12 protein-coding genes are annotated in these 20,383 nt (G+C 63.4%); all 12 read left to right on the top strand.

Features of this window, described 5'->3' with window-relative positions; all coding sequences use genetic code 11:
* Window positions 1–39: 39 nt before the first annotated feature.
* The 12 genes from TSA1_RS14860 (at window position 40) to TSA1_RS14805 (ending at window position 19,698) form a co-directional block, all read left to right on the top strand.
* Window positions 40–1,308 carry a class I SAM-dependent methyltransferase gene (locus tag TSA1_RS14860; RefSeq protein ID WP_100177009.1) on the top strand — a complete coding sequence of 423 codons (1,269 nt, stop codon included), beginning with the start codon at window positions 40–42 and terminating at the stop codon, window positions 1,306–1,308.
* A 356-nt stretch (window positions 1,309–1,664) separates the two neighbouring features.
* Entirely contained in the window at window positions 1,665–1,856 is a 192-nt protein-coding gene (gene secE / locus TSA1_RS14855; RefSeq protein ID WP_026202711.1) for a preprotein translocase subunit SecE, read from the top strand.
* Window positions 1,856–2,410 (top strand): transcription termination/antitermination protein NusG, encoded by a 555-nt coding sequence (gene nusG / locus TSA1_RS14850; protein WP_007602985.1) that lies wholly within the window; start codon window positions 1,856–1,858, stop codon window positions 2,408–2,410. Before secE ends, nusG begins: the two co-directional genes overlap by 1 nt.
* Before the next feature lie 225 nt (window positions 2,411–2,635).
* Complete coding sequence (gene rplK, locus TSA1_RS14845; RefSeq protein WP_008136439.1) at window positions 2,636–3,064, top strand: 50S ribosomal protein L11; 429 nt, start codon at window positions 2,636–2,638, stop codon at window positions 3,062–3,064.
* Window positions 3,065–3,070: 6 nt separating this feature from the next.
* Window positions 3,071–3,763, top strand: coding sequence for a 50S ribosomal protein L1 (rplA, locus tag TSA1_RS14840; protein WP_097658732.1), 693 nt, complete (start codon window positions 3,071–3,073; stop codon window positions 3,761–3,763).
* A 91-nt stretch (window positions 3,764–3,854) separates the two neighbouring features.
* Window positions 3,855–4,808 carry a 2-hydroxyacid dehydrogenase gene (locus tag TSA1_RS14835; protein ID WP_100177008.1) on the top strand — a complete coding sequence of 318 codons (954 nt, stop codon included), beginning with the start codon at window positions 3,855–3,857 and terminating at the stop codon, window positions 4,806–4,808.
* A gap of 587 nt (window positions 4,809–5,395) precedes the next feature.
* Complete coding sequence (gene rplJ / locus TSA1_RS14830) at window positions 5,396–5,914, top strand: 50S ribosomal protein L10 (protein ID WP_025037001.1); 519 nt, start codon at window positions 5,396–5,398, stop codon at window positions 5,912–5,914.
* A gap of 54 nt (window positions 5,915–5,968) precedes the next feature.
* A complete protein-coding gene (gene rplL, locus TSA1_RS14825; protein WP_100177007.1) occupies window positions 5,969–6,346 on the top strand; it encodes a 50S ribosomal protein L7/L12 in 378 nt (125 codons plus the stop codon).
* 472 nt (window positions 6,347–6,818) lie between these two features.
* A complete protein-coding gene (rpoB, locus tag TSA1_RS14820) occupies window positions 6,819–10,937 on the top strand; it encodes a DNA-directed RNA polymerase subunit beta (RefSeq protein WP_100177006.1) in 4,119 nt (1,372 codons plus the stop codon).
* 128 nt (window positions 10,938–11,065) lie between these two features.
* Complete coding sequence (gene rpoC, locus TSA1_RS14815; RefSeq protein WP_100177005.1) at window positions 11,066–15,262, top strand: DNA-directed RNA polymerase subunit beta'; 4,197 nt, start codon at window positions 11,066–11,068, stop codon at window positions 15,260–15,262.
* 193 nt (window positions 15,263–15,455) lie between these two features.
* The gene (locus tag TSA1_RS14810; RefSeq protein WP_100177004.1) at window positions 15,456–17,516 is read left to right on the top strand and encodes an FAD-dependent oxidoreductase; all 2,061 of its coding nucleotides are present in this window, start codon (window positions 15,456–15,458) and stop codon (window positions 17,514–17,516) included.
* Between the two features lie 133 nt (window positions 17,517–17,649).
* Complete coding sequence (locus tag TSA1_RS14805) at window positions 17,650–19,698, top strand: ABC transporter ATP-binding protein (protein ID WP_100177003.1); 2,049 nt, start codon at window positions 17,650–17,652, stop codon at window positions 19,696–19,698.
* Window positions 19,699–20,383: the final 685 nt, after the last annotated feature.

The raw sequence follows: 20,383 nt of genomic DNA, 5'->3' as shown, positions 1-20,383 counted from the left end.
TGCCTCACCCGATCGCGTATCTCATTTTTCGGTTCCACGATGAAAAACCTGTTCTACGTCCGCCATACCTGCCGCCTCTGTCACTCGGACAAACAAGAGCTGGTCGTCCCGATGGCCGGCATGCCCATCGGCACGCCGAACTTCCAGGTCCCGGACGCCAGCGTCGACGATCCCGTGTTCCGCGCCGCGGTGCCGATGGCGCTGCATCTGTGCAGGGATTGCGGCCATCTCCAGATTCTCCATGTCGGCAATCCCGAGGTCCAGTACCGCAACTACGTCTACACGACCTCGCTCTCGCTCGGCCTGCGCGAGCATTTCGCCGGCTATGCCAACGACGTTGTCAGCCGCTTCGGCATCGCGCCGGGCTCGCTGGTCGTCGAGCTCGGCAGCAACGACGGATCGTTGCTCGGCTTCTTCAAGGAGCGCGGCATGCGGGTGCTCGGTGTCGATCCCGCGGTCGATATCGCCAAGCGCGCGACCGAGGCGGGGATCGAGACGATCGGCGACTTCTTCACCGATGCGATCGGTCACCGCATCCTGCAGAGCCACGGTGCGGCAAGCGTCGTGATCGCCAACAACATGATCGCCAATGTCGACAATCTCGATCCGCTCGTGATCGGCGTCCGCGACGTGCTGGCGCCGGACGGCTTGTTCGTGTTCGAAACGCAATACGGCGTCGACGTCACCGAGAAGAACCTGCTCGACACGGTCTATCACGAGCATCTGTCCTATTTTAACATCAAGCCGCTGATCCGCTTCTTTGCCCGGCTCGGCATGGAGCTGATCGACGTCCAGCACATCTGGACCAAGGGCGGCTCGATCCGCGTGACCGTGCAGCGCGCCGGCGGTGCCAAGAAACCGTCGGCCGAGGTCGCGCGCTTCATCGCCGAGGAAGAGCGGCTCGGCGTCGATCAGCCAGCCTATTATGCGCCCTACGTGAAGCGGATCGCCGCCATCCGCGACGAACTGGTCGCGATGGCCGACGCCGCCCATGCGCGCGGTCAGCTGGTCGCCGGCTATGGCGTGTCCGTGGGCACCACGACGCTGCTGCCGCAGTTCGGCCTGGAGAACAAGATCGACTTCCTGGTGGACGACGACCCCAAGAAGGGGAACGTGATGGCGGGTCCCGGCTACGACATCCCGATCCTGCCGCCGGCGGCCCTGTACGAGCGCAAGCCGGCGTTCGTCGTGGTCTTCGCCTGGCGCTATGTCGACCCGATCCGGGCCAAGCACGCCCGCTATTTCGCTGAAGGCGGCAAGTTCGTGGTGCCGCTGCCGGGCATCTCCATGGTCGACCGGGCCGACTGACGGTCGCCCGGGGCCGCCGCCAGCACGAGGAGGGCGGCCCGGTCGGTTCGAACGTCAGGATCCCAGGCCGCCGGTGCGTTAAGCCGTTGATTCGCATGGGCTCTGGAGGAGGTCGCAGCGGATGGGGGGCGGTTTTGCCAGCGCGCCGCTGCCTTGACGTTTGGCCTCATCCGCAGTAGATACCCCGCACTCGCTGCCGGCCCGTTAGACGCGGATCTCCGGCGCGGCTTTGAAATCCCCGAACAATCGAGCCCGGATTCCGGCTCATCCTTCGAGACAGAGGGCTGGGCCAACGGCGGCTGTTCGGATCCCTGAAATTCATTCGCGTCTGTCGACGGACGTTGGACATCAAAACGATGGCAGTCAGCCCGTTCAAGTTCTTGCAGGAAGTGCGCTCGGAGACCGCCAAGGTCACCTGGCCGACCCGCCGCGAGACCACGATCACCACCATCATGGTGTTCGTGATGGTCGCCGTGGCCTCGATCTTCTTCTTCGCCGCCGACCAGATCATCCGTGTCCTCATCACCTACCTTCTGGGCATTCACTGATGGCAACCGCAACCGCTCAACTGTCCGACAAGCGCTGGTACATCGTCCACGCCTATTCGAACTTCGAGAAGAAGGTCGCCGAATCCATCCGCGAGCAGGCCAAGCAGCGCGGGCTCGAGGAGCTGTTCGAGCTGGTGCTGGTGCCGACCGAGAAGGTCACGGAAGTGCGCCGCGGTCGCAAGATCGACGCCGAGCGCAAGTTCTTCCCCGGCTACGTGCTGGTGAAGATGAAGCTCACCGACGAGGCGTTTCATCTGATCAAGAACACGCCGAAGGTCACGGGCTTCCTCGGCGCTGAAAACAAGCCGATGCCGATCTCGGAAGCCGAGGCCATGCGGATCCTGCACCAGGTGCAGGAGGGCGTGGAACGGCCGAAGGCGTCGGTGTCGTTCGAGATCGGCGAGAACGTGCGCGTGGCCGATGGCCCGTTTGCCTCGTTCTCGGGCGTTGTCGAGGAAATCGACGAGGCGCGTTCGCGCGTGAAGGTCGCGGTGTCGATCTTCGGCCGCGCAACGCCCGTCGAGCTGGAATTCGGTCAGGTCGAGAAGGTCTGATCCGATGCTGTCATTGCCGGGCTTGACCCGGCAATCCATCTGCTTCGTGACAAAGCACTTTACGAAGCGGGATGGATGCCCGGGGCAAGCCCGGGCGTGACGAGAGTGGAGGCGGCGACGTCTCTGAAGAGGCCGTGGGAGGACGAGGGCGGTTGCCAGCCGCCCGTTGATCCCGACCACGAACCTGAAACCGCCGGCGGCATGCCGGCACAACAGGAGTGATACATGGCAAAGAAAGTGACCGGATACCTGAAGCTTCAGGTCCCGGCCGGTGCGGCGAATCCTTCGCCCCCGATCGGTCCCGCGCTCGGTCAGCGCGGTCTCAACATCATGGAGTTCTGCAAGGCGTTCAACGCGCAGACCCAGAAGGAAGAGAAGAACACCCCGATTCCCGTCGTGATCACGATCTACGCCGATCGTTCGTTCACGTTCGAGATGAAGACCCCCCCGATGTCCTTCTTCCTCAAGCAGGCTGCCAAGATCCAGTCCGGCTCGAAGGCGCCGGGCCGTGACAAGGCCGGCAAGGTGACCAAGGCGCAGGTGCGCGAGATCGCCGAGAAGAAGATGAAGGATCTCAATTGCGACACCATCGAGTCGGCCATGAAGATGGTCGAGGGCTCTGCCCGTTCGATGGGTCTGGAAGTGGCGGGGTAAGCGGTCATGGCAATCGGAAAGCGTTTGAACAAAGCCCGCGAAGGTGTTGACCGCGAAAAGCTTTACCCGCTCGCGGAAGCCATCAAGATGGTCAAGGAACGCGCCAAGGCGAAGTTCGACGAGACCATCGAGGTCGCGATCAATCTCGGCGTCGATCCGCGTCACGCCGACCAGATGGTCCGCGGCGTCGTGACCCTGCCGAACGGCACCGGCCGTACGCTCCGCGTCGGCGTGTTCGCCCGTGGCGCCAAGGCCGACGAAGCCAAGGCCGCCGGTGCCGACGTCGTCGGCGCCGAGGATCTGGTCGAGAAGGTGCAGAACGGCTCGATCGATTTCGACCGCTGCATCGCCACTCCCGACATGATGCCGCTGGTCGGCCGCCTCGGTAAGGTGCTCGGCCCGCGCGGCCTGATGCCGAACCCGAAGATCGGCACCGTGACCATGGACGTCACCGGTGCGGTGAAGGGTGCCAAGGGCGGCTCGGTCGAGTTCCGCGTCGAGAAGGCCGGCATCCTGCAGGCCGGCGTCGGCAAGGCCTCGTTCACCGAGGAGAAGCTGGTTGAGAACATCAAGGCTCTGGCCGATGCGGTCTCGAAGGCAAAGCCCGCGGGCTCCAAGGGCACCTACATCCAGCGCGTTGCGGTGTCCTCGACGATGGGCCCCGGCGTGAAGGTCGAGCCGGGCACCATTCTCGGCTAAAGGTTTGGAAATTGCATGAGGCGAGGGGCGGAATCGGGCAACCGATTCCGCCCCTCGTCGTTTGTGGCGGCACTCACCGGAAACAAGAACAATGGCTGACAAGGTCCTGATCTATTCGCGCTTTCCCAAGACCATGATGGCGCGCTTCGCCGAGCGGTTCGATCTGCTCGACACCGGCGGCAAGCCTGCGCGCGACGTCTTTCCGGCGGACGAGCTCAGTGGCATCCGCGCGCTGCTGACCGGCGGCGCCCAGCCGCTCGGCGCGGAAGCGATGGACCAGTTTCCGAAGCTCGGCGCCATCGTCTGCTACGGCACCGGCTATGACGGTATCGACCTGAAGGCGGCAGCCAGCCGCAACATCGCGGTCGGTCACAGCCCCGGCGCCAATGCCGCCTCGGTCGCCGATATCGCGATGACCCTGATGCTGGCGACGACGCGGCGGATCCTGGTCGCCGACCAGTATGTCCGCAGCGGCGATTGGGCCGCCTCGAAGCAGTCGCCGATGATGCGGCCGCAGGCCGGCATGCCCGGCCGCCGCATCGGCGTCTACGGCATGGGCGAGATCGGCCGCAAGATCGCCGCGCGCTGCGCCGCTTTCGAGAGCGAGGTCGGCTATTTCACCCGCACCAAATACGATCTGCCGTATCAATATTTCCCGTCGCTGGAGGCGCTGGCCGATTGGTGCAGCGTGCTGATGATCGCGGTCAGGGCGGGGGCCGAGACCCAGCACGTCGTCAGTGCGGATATCCTGGGGCGCCTGGGCGCCGACGGCTACGTCGTCAACATCTCCCGCGGCTCTGTCATCGACGAGAAGGCCCTGGTCGCGGCGCTCTCCGACAAGACCATTGCCGGCGCCGGCCTCGACGTGTTCGAGAAGGAGCCGCACACCCCCGACGCCCTGACGGCGCTGCCGAACGTGGTGTTTGCCCCCCATATCGGCGGCCACACCCTCGAATCGCATGTCGCCATGCAGAACTGCGTGCTGGCGAACCTGACCGCGTTCTTCGAGGGCAAGCCGCTGCCTTACGCGGTCAAATCGGCCTGAATCGGCCCTTGTCAGCCGGCCTCAAGGCCCGCCGGCAACGGATTGGAACTGGTGTGAATTTTGCTCTTGGCAAGCAGGCAAGGAGCGGTTAAAGAACCGCTTCCGGACGTGCCGGCCTCGGCTGGCGCGTTCGTGCACGCATTCCGAAAACCCGATACGACAGGAGATCATTCCTTTTCAGGACGTCCGCGAGGATTTGCCCGAAAAGGAAGGAAAATCCGTCGGTTGGTGGGATGCGGGCAGAGGTCGGGCGGTTCGCCGTCTGACCTTGTCCTGTCCAAGACTGCAGGCGCTTGCGGGAAATTTCGATTTCTCAACGGCTTAATCGTATGGCCTGCATAGACGGGTGAAGACCGGATTTCACTTCGCGTCCAGCTTTAAGGGCTGGCTGCGCGAAACGGGTCTGGTTCGGACCTCGACACGCCGTGGGCCTTAGCGGGCTCCCGGAGGGCAGGCTTTGAATTGTCGTCTCGCCCGGCGCGTGTCCTTCAGGGTTTTGGCCCCGAGGTTCAGGTTTTGGGTGGGACGATGGGTGTAACCCGGCGGTCCCGCTTCTTGCGATGACCGCCAACCGGAGAGAGCTTGCTGTGGAACGAGCGGCAAAAAAAGAGGCGGTCGAACAGCTCAATGAGGTCTTCAAGACCACGAGCGTCGCGGTCGTTGCTCAATATTCCGGCCTCACCGTCGCCCAGATGCAGAAGCTGCGCCAGCAGATGAAGCAGGCGGGTGCCGCGGTGAAGGTCTCGAAGAACCGTCTCGCCAAAATTGCTCTTGAAGGCACTGACGTCGTTGCCATCGGCCCCATGCTGAAGGGACCGACCGTGATCGCCACTTCGAACGATCCGGTAGCGGCGCCAAAGGTCGCCATCGAATTCGCCAAGGCGAACGAAAAGTTCGTCATTGTCGGCGGCTCGATGGGGAAGACCGTCCTGAATGTCGACGGCGTGAAGGCTCTTGCCTCGCTGCCGTCACTTGACGAGCTGCGCGGCAAGATCGTCGGCCTCATCGTGGCCCCGGCGACCAAGCTGGCCCAGCTCGCCAACGCGCCCGCGGGCAAGCTCGCGCGCGTCATCCAGGCTCATGCCTCAAAGGGCGAAGCGGCCTGACGCCCTTCGCAAAACTCAAACCCGAACCAGACTTACACGTAAGGAAACTGAACAATGGCTGACCTGCAGAAGATCGTTGACGACCTCTCGAGCCTCACCGTGCTCGAAGCTGCTGAACTGGCGAAGCTCCTCGAAGAGAAGTGGGGCGTTTCGGCTGCCGCGGCTGTCGCCGTGGCTGGCCCGGCTGGCGGTGGCGCTGCTGCTGCTCCGGCGGAAGAGAAGACCGAGTTCACGGTCGTTCTCGCCTCGGCTGGCGACAAGAAGATCGAGGTCATCAAGGAAGTCCGCGCCATCACCGGTCTCGGCCTGAAGGAAGCAAAGGACCTCGTCGAGGGTGCTCCGAAGCCGCTGAAGGAAGGCGTGAACAAGGAAGAAGCCGACAAGATCAAGGCCCAGCTCGAGAAGGCTGGCGCCAAGGTCGAGCTCAAGTAAGCACTGCTTACTGGCGCGGGATCCCGGGCGGAAAGCCTGGGATCCCGGTCTCGCCCTCAAGCAGGGCAGATGCAAAAGGCGTGCGACGGAACGTCCCGACGCGAGCCGAACACGAAAAAGTGTGGGGATTTGCGGGCTTAACCCTCGAATCTGCACTATTGTCGCCCCATATCGGGTCGGCAGCACGAAAGCGCGGTGGGCAGGGAGGCCGGATTTCCCTGTAAGCCGTTGGGAGAGCAGGCTATTTCGGGCTTTTGCAGTCCGTGAAGACGATCGTTGTGACGGGCGGGCGCGCCTATGCGCCCCGCGCGTCGTTTTGCGTTTTGAAGGTCTGAAGAACAGATTCAGGACATTCCGGCCTGAAACTGAATTTCCGACCCCCAAAACGGGTTCGAAAAATTCAACCCGGGGAGCGGTGGCAACCGCGTTCCGGACGGCGCGCCCAGAGCGGGCGACGAAATGAGAGGCCACGATGGCGCAGCAGACATTCACCGGTCGCAAACGCGTTCGCAAGTTCTTCGGACACATCAAGGAAGTCGCCGAGATGCCGAACCTCATCGAGGTTCAGAAGGCGTCCTATGACCAGTTCCTGATGGTCGACGAGCCCGCGGGTGGTCGCCTCGACGAGGGCCTGCAGGCGGTGTTCCGCTCGGTGTTCCCGATCTCCGATTTCTCGGGCACCTCGATGCTGGAATTCGTCCGCTACGAGTTCGAGCAGCCGAAATACGACGTCGACGAGTGCCGCCAGCGCGGCATGACCTTCGCGGCCCCCCTCAAGGTGACGCTGCGCCTCATCGTGTTCGATATCGACGAGGAAACCGGCGCGAAGTCGGTGAAGGACATCAAGGAGCAGGACGTCTACATGGGCGACATCCCGCTCATGACGATGAACGGCACCTTCATCGTCAACGGCACCGAGCGCGTCATCGTCTCGCAGATGCACCGTTCGCCCGGCGTGTTCTTCGATCACGACAAGGGCAAGACCCATTCCTCGGGCAAGCTCCTGTTCGCCGCCCGCGTGATCCCGTATCGCGGCTCCTGGCTCGACATCGAGTTCGACGCCAAGGACATCGTCTATGCCCGTATCGACCGTCGCCGCAAGATTCCGGTGACGTCGCTGATGTTCGCCCTCGGCCTCGACGGCGAGGCGATCCTGTCGACGTTCTACAAGAAGATCCTCTACAAGCGGACCAAGGAAGGCTGGCGCGTTCCGTTCGACGCCAACCGCTTCCGCGGCTACTCGACCGTCAACGATTTGATCGACGCCGATACCGGCAAGGTCGTGCTCGAGGCTGGCAAGAAGCTCACCGTCCGCGCCGCGCGCCAGCTCCAGGAGAAGGGGCTGAAGGCGCTGCGCATGGCCGATGAGGAGCTGGTCGGCAATTACATCGCCGAGGACCTCGTCAACCCGAAGACCGGTGAGATCCACGCCGAAGCCGGTGAGGAAATCACCGACAAGTCGATGAAGGTGCTCAACGAGCACGGCTACAAGGAATTGCCGCTCCTCGACATCGACCACGTCAATGTCGGCCCCTACATCCGCAACACGCTCTCGGCCGACAAGAACATGACGCGTGAAGACGCGCTGTTCGACATCTACCGCGTGATGCGTCCGGGCGAGCCGCCGACGCTGGACTCGGCGCAGGCCATGTTCCAGTCGCTGTTCTTCGACGCCGAGCGTTACGACCTCTCCGCGGTCGGCCGCGTCAAGATGAACATGCGCCTCGACCTCGATGCGCCCGACACCCAGCGCACGCTGCGCAAGGAAGACATCCTCTCCGTCATCAAGACGCTGGTGGATTTGCGCGACGGCAAGGGCGAGATCGACGACATCGACCATCTCGGCAATCGCCGCGTGCGCTCGGTCGGCGAACTCATGGAGAACCAGTACCGCATCGGCCTGCTGCGCATGGAGCGCGCGATCAAGGAGCGCATGTCCTCGGTCGACATCGACACGGTTATGCCGCAGGACCTGATCAACGCCAAGCCGGCGGCCGCCGCCGTGCGCGAGTTCTTCGGCTCCTCGCAGCTCTCGCAGTTCATGGACCAGACCAACCCGCTCTCGGAGATCACCCACAAGCGCCGCCTGTCGGCCCTTGGACCGGGCGGTCTGACCCGCGAGCGCGCCGGCTTCGAAGTCCGCGACGTGCATCCGACCCATTACGGCCGCATCTGCCCGATCGAGACGCCGGAAGGTCCGAACATCGGTCTGATCAACTCGCTCGCGACCTTCGCGCGCGTGAACAAGTACGGCTTCGTCGAGACGCCGTACCGCAAGGTCAAGGACGGCCGCGTCACCGACGAGGTCGTGTACCTCTCGGCGATGGAGGAGGGCCGCTACACGGTCGCGCAGGCCAACGTGCCGCTCGACCCGAAGGGCCGCTTCACCGAAGACCTCGTGGTCTGCCGTCACGCCGGCGAAGTCTTGCCGGTGACGCCGGACAAGGTCGATTACATGGACGTGTCGCCGAAGCAGCTCGTTTCGGTCGCAGCGGCCCTGATCCCGTTCCTCGAGAACGACGACGCCAACCGCGCGCTGATGGGCTCGAACATGCAGCGCCAGGCGGTGCCGCTGGTTCGCGCCGAGGCGCCGTTCGTCGGTACGGGCATGGAAGGCGTGGTTGCGCGTGACTCGGGTGCCGCGATCGCGGCACGCCGTTCGGGCGTGATCGACCAGATCGACGCGACCCGCGTCGTCATCCGTGCGACGGAAGATCTCGATCCGACCAAGTCGGGCGTCGATATCTACCGTCTGATGAAGTACCAGCGCTCGAACCAGTCGACCTGCATCAACCAGCGTCCGCTGGTGAAGGTCGGCGACATCGTCAAGAAGGGCGACATCATCGCCGACGGTCCGTCGACCGATCTCGGTGAGCTCGCGCTCGGCCGTAACGTGCTCGTCGCGTTCATGCCGTGGAACGGCTACAACTTCGAAGACTCGATCCTGCTCTCCGAGCGGATCGTGAAGGAAGACGTCTTCACCTCGATCCACATCGAGGAGTTCGAGGTGATGGCCCGCGACACCAAGCTCGGGCCCGAGGAAATCACCCGCGACATTCCGAACGTCTCGGAAGAAGCGCTGAAGAACCTCGACGAAGCCGGTATCGTCTACATCGGCGCGGAAGTACGTGCGGGCGACATCCTGGTCGGCAAGATCACGCCGAAGGGCGAGAGCCCGATGACGCCGGAAGAAAAGCTCCTGCGCGCCATCTTCGGCGAGAAGGCGTCCGACGTTCGCGACACTTCGCTGCGCGTTCCCCCGGGCGTGCAGGGCACGATCGTGGAAGTGCGCGTGTTCAACCGTCACGGTGTCGACAAGGACGAGCGTGCGCTGGCGATCGAGCGGGAAGAGATCGAGCGTCTGGCCAAGGACCGCGACGACGAGCAGGCGATCCTGGACCGCAACGTCTACAACCGTCTTGCCGAGCTCCTCGAGGGGCGGCAGGGCATCGCCGGCCCCAAGGGCTTCAAGAAGGACACCAAGATCACCCGTGCGGTGCTCGAGGAGTACCCGAAGTCGCAGTGGTGGCTGTTCGCCTCGCCGAACGACAAGCTGATGGCCGAGATCGAGGCCATGCGGAAGCAGTACGACGAGTCGAAGAAGGGCCTCGAGCAGCGCTTCCTCGACAAGGTCGAGAAGCTGCAGCGCGGTGACGAATTGCCGCCCGGCGTGATGAAGATGGTCAAGGTCTTCGTCGCGGTGAAGCGCAAGATCCAGCCCGGCGACAAGATGGCCGGCCGCCACGGCAACAAGGGCGTGGTGTCGAAGATCGTGCCGATCGAGGACATGCCGTTCCTCGAAGACGGCACGCACGCCGACATCGTGCTCAATCCGCTCGGCGTGCCCTCGCGCATGAACGTCGGACAGATCCTCGAGACCCATCTCGGCTGGGCCTGCGCCGGCCTCGGCAAGCGTATCGGCCAGACGGTCGATGCCTATTTGTCGAAGCAGGACATCAAGCCGCTGAAGGAGACCTTGAAGAAGGTCTACGGCGAGGACGAGACCATCAAGTCGCTCAACGACAACGAGCTGCTCGAGCTCGGCCATAACCTCAGCCGCGGCGTGCCGATCGCGACGCCCGTGTTCGACGGCGCCAAGGAAGCCGACATCGAGGAGATGCTGAAGCTTGCCGGTCTCGACGCGTCGGGCCAGTCGACCGTCTATGACGGCCGCACTGGCGATGCCTTCGATCGCAAGGTGACGGTGGGCTACATCTACATGCTCAAGCTGCACCATCTGGTCGACGACAAGATCCATGCGCGTTCGATCGGTCCGTACTCGCTCGTCACCCAGCAGCCGCTGGGCGGCAAGGCGCAGTTCGGCGGCCAGCGCTTCGGCGAAATGGAGGTGTGGGCGCTCGAGGCTTACGGCGCGGCGTACACGCTCCAGGAAATGCTGACGGTGAAGTCGGACGACGTCGCCGGCCGCACCAAGGTGTACGAGGCGATCGTGCGCGGCGACGACACGTTCGAGGCCGGTATTCCGGAATCGTTCAACGTGCTGGTCAAGGAAATGCGCTCGCTCGGCCTCAACGTCGACCTGCACAACTCCAAGATGGGACCGGCGCCGACGTCGGAAGCTGCCGAGTAATTCGACCTGTCATGTCCGGCCTTCGCGGCCGGGCATTGGCGCCCCTCCTGATGCCTTGAGGGCAGGGCGCCCCACGAAGTGATTTTCGAATTTGCGGCCGGAGGCGACCGGCACGCGAGGAGAAGACGATGAACCAAGAAATTATGAATCTCTTCAACCCGACGACGCCGGCTCAGGTCTTCGACCAGATCCGGATCTCGATCGCGTCTCCAGAGAAGATTCTGTCCTGGTCCTACGGCGAGATCAAGAAGCCGGAGACCATCAACTACCGCACCTTCAAGCCCGAGCGCGACGGCCTGTTCTGCGCGCGCATTTTCGGGCCGATCAAGGATTACGAGTGCTTGTGCGGCAAGTACAAGCGCATGAAGTACAAGGGCATCATCTGCGAGAAGTGCTCGGTCGAGGTCACGCTGTCGCGCGTCCGGCGCGAGCGCATGGGCCATATCGAGCTCGCCGCCCCCGTCGCCCACATCTGGTTCCTGAAGTCGCTGCCCTCGCGCATCGGCCTTCTGCTGGACATGACGCTGAAGGATCTCGAGCGGATCCTCTACTTCGAATACTACGTCGTTCTCGAGCCGGGCCTCACCGCGCTCAAGGACCGTCAGCTGCTGTCTGAGGACGAGTACCTGAAGGCGCAGGACGAGTACGGCCAGGATAGCTTCACCGCCATGATCGGCGCCGAAGCCATTCGCGAGCTGCTCAAGGGCATGGACCTCGAGAAGCTCGAGGCGAGCTTGCGCGTCGAGATGCAGGAGACCGACTCCGACATCAAGCACAAGAAGCTCGCCAAGCGCCTGAAGATCGTGGAAGCGTTCCGCCACTCCGGCAACAAGCCGGAATGGATGATCATGACCGTGGTCCCGGTGATTCCGCCGGACCTGCGTCCGCTGGTGCCGCTCGACGGCGGCCGCTTCGCGACCTCGGATCTCAACGACCTCTACCGCCGCGTCATCAACCGCAACAACCGCTTGAAGCGGCTGATGGAGCTGCGCGCGCCGGACATCATCATCCGCAACGAGAAGCGCATGCTTCAGGAAGCGGTCGATGCGCTGTTCGACAACGGCCGCCGCGGCCGCGTCATCACGGGCGCCAACAAGCGCCCGCTGAAGTCGCTCGCCGACATGCTCAAGGGCAAGCAGGGCCGCTTCCGTCAGAACCTGCTCGGCAAGCGCGTCGACTATTCGGGCCGTTCGGTGATCGTGGTCGGTCCCGAGCTGCGCCTGCATCAGTGCGGCCTGCCGAAGAAGATGGCGCTCGAGCTGTTCAAGCCGTTCATCTATTCGCGGCTCGACGCCAAGGGCCTGTCCACCACGGTGAAGCAGGCCAAGAAGCTGGTCGAGAAGGAGCGGCCCGAGGTCTGGGACATCCTGGACGAGGTCATCCGCGAGCATCCGGTGCTGCTGAACCGCGCACCGACGCTGCATCGCCTCGGCATTCAGGCGTTCGAGCCCGTGCTGATCGAGGGCAAGGCGATCCAGCTGCATCCGCTGGTCTGCTCGGCATTCAACGCCGACTTCGACGGCGACCAGATGGCCGTGCACGTCCCGCTGTCGCTCGAAGCGCAGCTGGAAGCGCGCGTCCTGATGATGTCGACCAACAACATCCTGCATCCGGCCAACGGTCAGCCGATCATCGTGCCGTCGCAGGACATCGTGCTCGGTCTCTACTACGTTTCGATCATGCGCGAAGGTCTGCCCGGCGAGGGCAAGATCTTCGGCGACATGGCCGAGCTCGAGCACGCCCTGCACGCGAAGGTCATCCACCTCCACACCAAGATCAAGTACCGGTGGCAGGGCATGGACGAGACCGGCAAGGTCTCGACGCGCTGGATCGAGACCACCGCCGGCCGCGTCATGCTCGGCAATCTCTTGCCGAAGAACCCGCGGATTTCGTACGAGATCATCAACAAGCTGATGACCAAGCGCGAGATCTCGGGCGTCATCGACCAGGTCTACCGCCACTGCGGACAGAAGGAGACGGTGATCTTCTGCGACCGCATCATGGCGCTCGGCTTCTACAACGCGTTCAAGGCCGGCATCTCGTTCGGCAAGGACGACATGGTCGTGCCGCACGGCAAGTGGAAGATCGTCGACACCACCCGTACGCTGGCGAAGGATTTCGAGCAGCAGTACAACGACGGTCTGATCACCCACGGCGAGAAGTACAACAAGGTCGTCGACGCCTGGTCGAAGGCCACGGAAGAAATCGCCAAGGCGATGATGAAGGAGATCTCCTCGACCAAGAAGACGGCGAGCGGGGCCGACGCCGACATCAACTCGATCTACATGATGGCTCACTCCGGTGCCCGCGGTTCGCCGGCCCAGATGCGCCAGCTCGCCGGCATGCGCGGCCTGATGGCCAAGCCGTCGGGCGAGATCATCGAGACGCCGATCATCTCGAACTTCAAGGAAGGCCTCTCGGTGCTCGAGTACTTCAACTCGACCCACGGCGCCCGTAAGGGCCTCGCGGACACCGCGTTGAAGACCGCGAACTCGGGCTACCTGACCCGTCGTCTCGTCGACGTCGCGCAGGACTGCATCATCACGCAGAGCGACTGCGGCACCAAGCTCGGCATCAAGATGCGCGCCATCGTCGATGCCGGCACCGTGGTCGCTTCGCTCGGCTCGCGCATCCTCGGACGCACGGCCTGCGAAGACATCCGTGACAGCTCGGGCAAGGTGATCATCAAGCGCGACACGCTGATGGAAGAGAGCCACCTGGACGCCATCCAGCAGGGTGGTGTGCAGGAGGTGAAGATCCGCTCGGCGCTGACCTGCGAGCTCGTCAACGGCATCTGCGGCAAGTGCTACGGCCGCGACCTCGCCCGCGGCACGCCGGTCAACCACGGTGAAGCCGTCGGCGTCATCGCGGCGCAGTCGATCGGCGAGCCCGGCACCCAGCTGACCATGCGCACCTTCCACATCGGTGGTGCGGCGCAGCTCAACGAGCAGTCCTTCGTCGAAGCCAATTTCGACGGCAAGATCGTGATCCGGAACAAGGCCATCGCCCGCAACAGCGAGGGTCACCTGATCGCGATGGTGCGCAACATGGTGGTGGCGATCGTCGATGCCGACGGCACCGAGCGTGCGACGCACCGCGTCCAGTACGGCTCGCGCCTGCACGTCGACGAAGGCGACATGGTCAAGCGTGGCCAGCGCATCGTCGAGTGGGATCCCTACACCCGTCCGCTCCTCACCGAGGTCGAAGGCACGATCGGCTTCGAGGATCTGGTCGAGGGGCAGTCGATCTCGGAAACGCTCGACGAGGCAACCGGTATCGCCAAGCGCGTGGTCATCGACTGGCGCTCGACTCGCGGCGGCTCGGACCTGCGTCCGGCCATCGTGATCAAGGGCAAGGATGGCAAGGTGCTCAAGCTCGCCCGTGGCGGCGATGCCCGCTACATGCTGTCGGTCGATGCCATTCTCTCGGTCGACGTCGGAGCCAAGGTCAACCCGGGCGACATCCTCGCCCGTGTCTCGACCGAAAGCGCCAAGACGCGTGACATCACCGGCGGTCTGCCGCGGGTGGCGGAACTGTTCGAGGCACGGCGTCCGAAGGATGCGGCGATCATCGCCGAGATCGCGGGCACCATCCGGTTCGGGCGCGACTACAAGAACAAGCGTCGCATCTCGATCGAGCCGATGGACAAGACCGACGAGCCGCGCGAGTACCTGATCCCGAAGGGCAAGCACATCCACCTTCAGGACGGCGACGTCGTCGAAAAGGGCGACTTCATCGTCGAAGGCAACCCGGCGCCGCACGACATCCTTGCGGTCAAGGGCATCGAGGAGCTCGCGGCCTACCTGGTCAACGAAATCCAGGAGGTCTACCGGCTCCAGGGCGTGCTCATCAACGACAAGCACATCGAGGTGATTGTCCGTCAGATGCTCCAGAAGGTGGAAGTCACCGACCAGGGCGACACGGACATGATCTCCGGCGAGCAGGTCGACAAGATCGAGTTCGACGCGCTGAACGAGAAGGCCAAGGAAGAGGGCAAGAAGGTCGCCACGGGTACGCCGGTTCTGCTCGGCATCACCAAGGCGAGCCTCCAGACCCGTTCGTTCTTCTCGGCGGCCTCGTTCCAGGAGACCACCCGCGTCCTCACGGAAGCGGCGGTCAACGGCAAGATCGATCCGCTCGAAGGCCTCAAGGAGAACGTCATCGTCGGCCGGCTGATCCCGGCGGGCACCGGCGCCTCCATGGCCAAGATCCGCGAAGTCGCAATGAAGCGCGACAAGCTGATCCTGGACGAGCGCGAGAAGCAGGCGGCCGTCGTGTCGCCCGCGCCTGAGGCGGAGCTTCCTGCGCTGCCCCCCGCGGAATGATCGTTCATCCGTAGGAATACCGAGGACACTGAAAAGGCCGGCGCAAGCCGGCCTTTTTGCTGCTTTCTTTCCTTGCTGCGATGCGGGATCAACCTTTGTTCATCTTTCCTTCAGGCGCAAAAGCGCTTCTGCTAGGGGAGTTTAGGCCGGTGGATCCCGTGACGGGGGCAGGGCCGGAGACCACGGAACTCACATGCTTGATCTGGCAATCGTAGGCGGCGGCCCGGGCGGGCTGATGAGCGCCTGGTATTTGAAGCGCAAGCTTGGCGACCTCTGCCGCGTCACCATCTACGAGGCCTCCGACCGGCTCGGTGGCAAGGTGGTCACGCGCAAATTCGATTCGGCGCCAGCGATGTATGAAGCCGGCGTCGCCGAGATCTACGACTACTCGATGACCGGCCCCGATCCGCTGCGCGAGCTGATCCAGCATTTCGGGCTGCAGACCATTCCGATGGATGCCGAGCAGGTGCATCTCGGCGGCGAGCTCCTGAACGACGTTCCCGGCATGCGCCGCAGATACGGCGCCAAGACCGCCGCTGCGATCGAGGCGTTCCGCAAGCGCTGTACCGAGATGATGTCGCCAATCGAATATTACGAGGGCGTCGGCGCGCACGACAACGAGAATCCCTGGGCCTACAAGACCGCCGAGCAGGTGCTCGACGAGGAGGTCGACGACGAGATCGCCAAGCGCTTCTTCAAGGTGATGGCGCGTTCCGACATCGCGACCGAGAGCCACAACACCAACGGCCTCAACGCGCTCAAGAACTACCTGATGGATGTCGACGGCTATATCGGCCTCTATTCCATCCAGAACGGCAATGAGCAGCTGATCGAGTGCCTGCAGTCGGAGGTCAACGCCGACATCCAGCTCAATCACCGCGTCCTCGCCGTGGGCAAGGCGCCGACCGGCCGCTACCAGCTCAAGATGATGAACGGCAAGGGACCGGAGACGCGCGACTTCGATCTCGTGCTGGTCTGCCTGCCGCATTCCTGGCTCGCCACCATGGGGTGGGAAGGCGAGCAGCTGCGCAAGTCGATGGTCAAGCACGTCTCCTATTTCGACCGTCCCGCACATTACTTGCGCGTCTCGATCCTGTTCGACACCCCGTTCTGGGGCGAGAAGATTCCCGGCGCCTGGTTCATGTCGGAAGCCTTCGGCGGCTGCTGCGTCTACAACGAGGGCGCGCGCCATGACGTCGGTAAGCATGGCGTGCTGAACTGGCTGATTCCCGGCTCCGATGCGCTCGCGTTCGCCAACCTGTCGGACCAGGAGCTGATCGACGCCGCGCTGAAATCGCTGCCGGCTTCGCTTGGCGATGCGCGTGCGCATTTCATGGAAGGCAAGATCCACCGCTGGCTGTCGTCGGTGAACGCGATACCCGGCGGTCTGCCGGTGCGCGACGTCATGACCAACCACCGTCCCGAGCCGAAGGAGCATCCCGGCATCGTGGTGGTCGGCGACTATCTGTTCGACTCGACGCTGAACGGCCTGCTCGATTCCTCCGACGCCGCCACCGACATCATCCTGACCGAGATGATGCGCCTGCGCCGCGAACGCGCGCAGCAGGACAAGCCGCTCTCCGACAAGATCGACCGCGATTATTTCGAGAACTATCGCGGTCAGGGTCCCTATCACGAGGCGTGGCGCCACTTCACCGACCCCGATTATCTCACGAGCCTGCTCGGCATCGTCTGGGGCAGGACCAAGGGCGCCAAGCTGCTCGTCGCGGGCTCGGCCAGCGGCGAGCTGGTGGGCGCGCTGCGCGACCGCGGCATCGATGCCTACGGCATCGAGAACAACCGCGCCATCCACGCCAAGACGCCGAAGGCGCTGAGAAAGTACAACAAGCTCGGCTCGATCACCGACATGCCGTTCAAGGACGGCGCGTTCGATTTCGTGTTCGAGACCAGCCTCTGCCACGTTTCCCCGAAGCAGGTGGTCCGCGCGATCCGCGAGCTCAACCGCGTGGTGAAGACCGGCCTCGTATTCGGCTCGATCACCTCGGACATGGCGCCGGCGCTGATCGACCGCTACGACCTCTTGCGCGGGGTCAAGAAGCTCGGCACCTGGTGGGAATGGTCCGAACTGTTCTTCGGCAACGGTTTCGACCTCTCGATGCACCGCAAGGATTGCACCGATGCGCTCTGGGAGGCGACGCTCGCCGCCAACAAGGGGCCGGGGCAGTGGTACGCCGACGCCGACAGCTTGCGCTATTCCTTCTTCGACAAGGTCGAGGACGACGACGAGGACTAACCTCGGAACGTGCGTCGAATTCGCCAATTGTTTTGCCGAACTCATCCTGATCGCATAGAATCGGCGCAATAGCGGTTGCCGCTATGTCCTGCTTTCTCTGCGGTCATGCCGGCCGTCAGCATCGGTTGGTTTCATGGCATCCAAGCCTCTCTCGCCCGACGACAAGTCTCTTTCGCCCGACAAACAGAAGCTCGCCGAATCCAGGGCGGCCGAGCTCGACGACAAGCTCGCTGCGGCGGCCAAGCCGGACCTCGAGGATGAGGAGGACGACGAAGACGAGGCGGATGACGAGCTGGAGCTCGATGACGACGACGAGGACGAGGATCTCGTCGTCTTTACCGCCCGTGAAGCCGCCGGCGCGCTCGCGACCATCGTCGGCTTCGTCAAACCCTTTCTGTCGAACTACAAGCGGATGCTGTCATTCGTGGCGTTCGGCGTCTTCGTCGAGACGCTGTTCAACGTCATCATGCCGCTCAGCCTCAAGTTCCTGATCGACGATGCGCTCGGCGAGGAGGATTTTCAGGCGCTGTACAAGATTCTCGGCGTGCTTGCCGTCGCCGGAATCTTCACCTCCATCGTCGCCGTCTGGTACGAGCGTTGGGACGCGCGACTGGCGGCGTGCATCATCTCCGACGTCCGCAAGCGCCTGTTCGAGCACGTCCAGGACCTGCCTGCTGCCTATTTCGGCCGCACCAAGCGCGGCGAGATCCTGTCGCGCTTCTCGGTCGACCTCTCGGCCTTCGAAGGCTCGGTGAAGACCTTCGCCAACAGTGCTGCGCTGCCGTTCCTGGAATTGATCGCCGGCATCATCCTGATGGTATTTTTGAACTGGCAGCTCGCGGTGGTCGCGCTGCTGGTGTTCCCGATCACGCTGATCGGTCCGCGGATCCTGACGCCCAAGGCGGTGCAGGCCAATTACGAGCAGAAGCTCAACGAGAGCGCGCTGCTCGGCATGGTGCAGGAGAACGTGGCGGCGCAGGCCGTGATCAAGGCGTTCAGCCTGCAGCGCAAGATGTTCGGCTTCTTCACCTTCCGCAACGACGCGACGCGCGACAAGATCGCCTCGGCCGCGTTCCTGTCGACCATGGTGGAGCGGACGGTGACCATCTCGGTGCTGATGCTGCACCTCGTGGTGCTCGCGATCGGCGCGTATCTGGCGACCAAGGGCCAGATCACCATCGGCACCTTCGTCACCTTCGAGAGCGCGTTCTGGGAAGTCTCCTACAACATCGCCCACGTCATGCATTTCATCCCGGTGTCGATCTCCTCGGCCGCCGCGATCCGGCACATGCAGGAGCTGCTGGACGAGCCGACCCGCGCCGCCGATCGTCCCGGCGCGCCCGATTTGCCGCGCATCACCAACGACATCACCTTCGACCACGTCAGCTTCCAGTACGAGGGCAGCCAGACGCCGGTGCTGGACAATCTCAGTCTCAAGCTCAACGCGGGCAAGCGCATCGCGATCGTCGGCCCGAGCGGCTCCGGCAAGAGCACCTTGCTCAACCTGATCCTGCGGCTCTACGTGCCGGACGAGGGGCGCGTCACCATTGACGGCGTCGACGTCCGCAAGGTGACGCTGGATTCGCTGCGCCGGAGCATGGCGGTGGTGTTCCAGGAGAACATGCTGTTCAACATGTCGATCCGCGAGAACATCCGGCTCGGCAAGGAGGGCGCGACCGACGAGGAGGTGGAGGAGGCCGCCAAGAAGGCCGAGATCCACCGCTACATCATGAGTCTGCCGCAGCGCTACGACACGCCGGTCGGCGAGCGCGGCGACACGCTCTCGGGCGGCCAGCGCCAGCGCATCGCGATCGCGCGCGCGATCATCCGCAACCCCTCGGTGCTGCTGCTGGACGAGGCCACCTCGGCGCTGGACCAGACCACGGAAGCGGCGATCAACTGCACCCTGCTCAAGGTCGCCAAGGGCCGCACCATGATCTGGTCGACCCACCGCCTGACCTCGGTGGTCGAGATGGACGAGATCATCGTGATCTCAGGGGGCAGGGCGATCGAGCGCGGCTCGCATGCCCAGCTGCTCGCCAAGAACGGGACCTATCGCAAGCTCTGGAACGACCAGATCCACCAGCCGCATGGCGCGGGGGCTCTTGCCGACGAAGGCCCGGACGAGGACGATGAAGACGACCTCGAGGACGATGAGGACGAGGACGACGACGAGGAGTGAGAGGCCGCGCTGATTCTGCGAATCCCGTCATCGGCCTCGTGCCGTCAGCGCGTCAGGGCTTCGATTCCAAGACCTAAGCCGGATCGCTCTCATGCGGATTGGCCGGGACCGGGCAGGGCGGGTGTCGGTCGCGTCGGATGGCCCGCCGTCTGTTGTGGTGAAATCCCGGTCGCCAATTTCGGCCGAAGTGAAGAGATTAATGCGCCTTAACGAATTGAGAGCGCAAAAAGGCCCATCCAAGCATCATAAAGTATCTTTTTATCCGGGCACAAATTGCCGGCGCGCTAGCGAAATGCGATGCATGTACCCATATGGAGGAGGTGCGGTGAGGGTGGCAAACAGCTATTTCGACAGGCGCCTGAAGCGCTTCGTGACTGTCGTTTCGCCTTGACTTGAGCGATTCCCACTTATAGAAAGCGCCTCACTTAACGACAGGCGGTGAGCATCGCCAGCGTCGGAACGGGCCACCCGTTAGACCTCCAAAGACTAGAGCCGCAAGGACTAGATCCACGAGGGTCGCTCAAGACGGGCACCAACCTCGACGAATGCCGCTCAAACGCTGTCGATCATAGCTAGGCAATGCCAGTGCGATTCTAGTTCTCTTGAGCTCATTCTCTTGAGATCGAATTCGGATGCATGACCTCGGTGCGCGGGCCACAGCTTTACGCTGATTGGCCTGAAAACT

This window comes from Bradyrhizobium nitroreducens, from assembly GCF_002776695.1.
Classification (GTDB): Bacteria; Pseudomonadota; Alphaproteobacteria; order Rhizobiales; family Xanthobacteraceae; genus Bradyrhizobium; species Bradyrhizobium nitroreducens.
Note: the sequence above shows the minus strand (reverse complement) of the source record. Positions and strands in the feature narration are given on the sequence as shown.

Coding starts and splice junctions, on each gene's coding strand:
- TSA1_RS14860 (WP_100177009.1), top strand. CDS start 40: ATGAAAAACCTGTTCTACGTCCGCCATACCTGCCGCCTCTGTCACTCG.
- secE (WP_026202711.1), top strand. CDS start 1,665: ATGGCAGTCAGCCCGTTCAAGTTCTTGCAGGAAGTGCGCTCGGAGACC.
- nusG (WP_007602985.1), top strand. CDS start 1,856: ATGGCAACCGCAACCGCTCAACTGTCCGACAAGCGCTGGTACATCGTC.
- rplK (WP_008136439.1), top strand. CDS start 2,636: ATGGCAAAGAAAGTGACCGGATACCTGAAGCTTCAGGTCCCGGCCGGT.
- rplA (WP_097658732.1), top strand. CDS start 3,071: ATGGCAATCGGAAAGCGTTTGAACAAAGCCCGCGAAGGTGTTGACCGC.
- TSA1_RS14835 (WP_100177008.1), top strand. CDS start 3,855: ATGGCTGACAAGGTCCTGATCTATTCGCGCTTTCCCAAGACCATGATG.
- rplL (WP_100177007.1), top strand. CDS start 5,969: ATGGCTGACCTGCAGAAGATCGTTGACGACCTCTCGAGCCTCACCGTG.
- rpoB (WP_100177006.1), top strand. CDS start 6,819: ATGGCGCAGCAGACATTCACCGGTCGCAAACGCGTTCGCAAGTTCTTC.
- rpoC (WP_100177005.1), top strand. CDS start 11,066: ATGAACCAAGAAATTATGAATCTCTTCAACCCGACGACGCCGGCTCAG.
- TSA1_RS14810 (WP_100177004.1), top strand. CDS start 15,456: ATGCTTGATCTGGCAATCGTAGGCGGCGGCCCGGGCGGGCTGATGAGC.
- TSA1_RS14805 (WP_100177003.1), top strand. CDS start 17,650: ATGGCATCCAAGCCTCTCTCGCCCGACGACAAGTCTCTTTCGCCCGAC.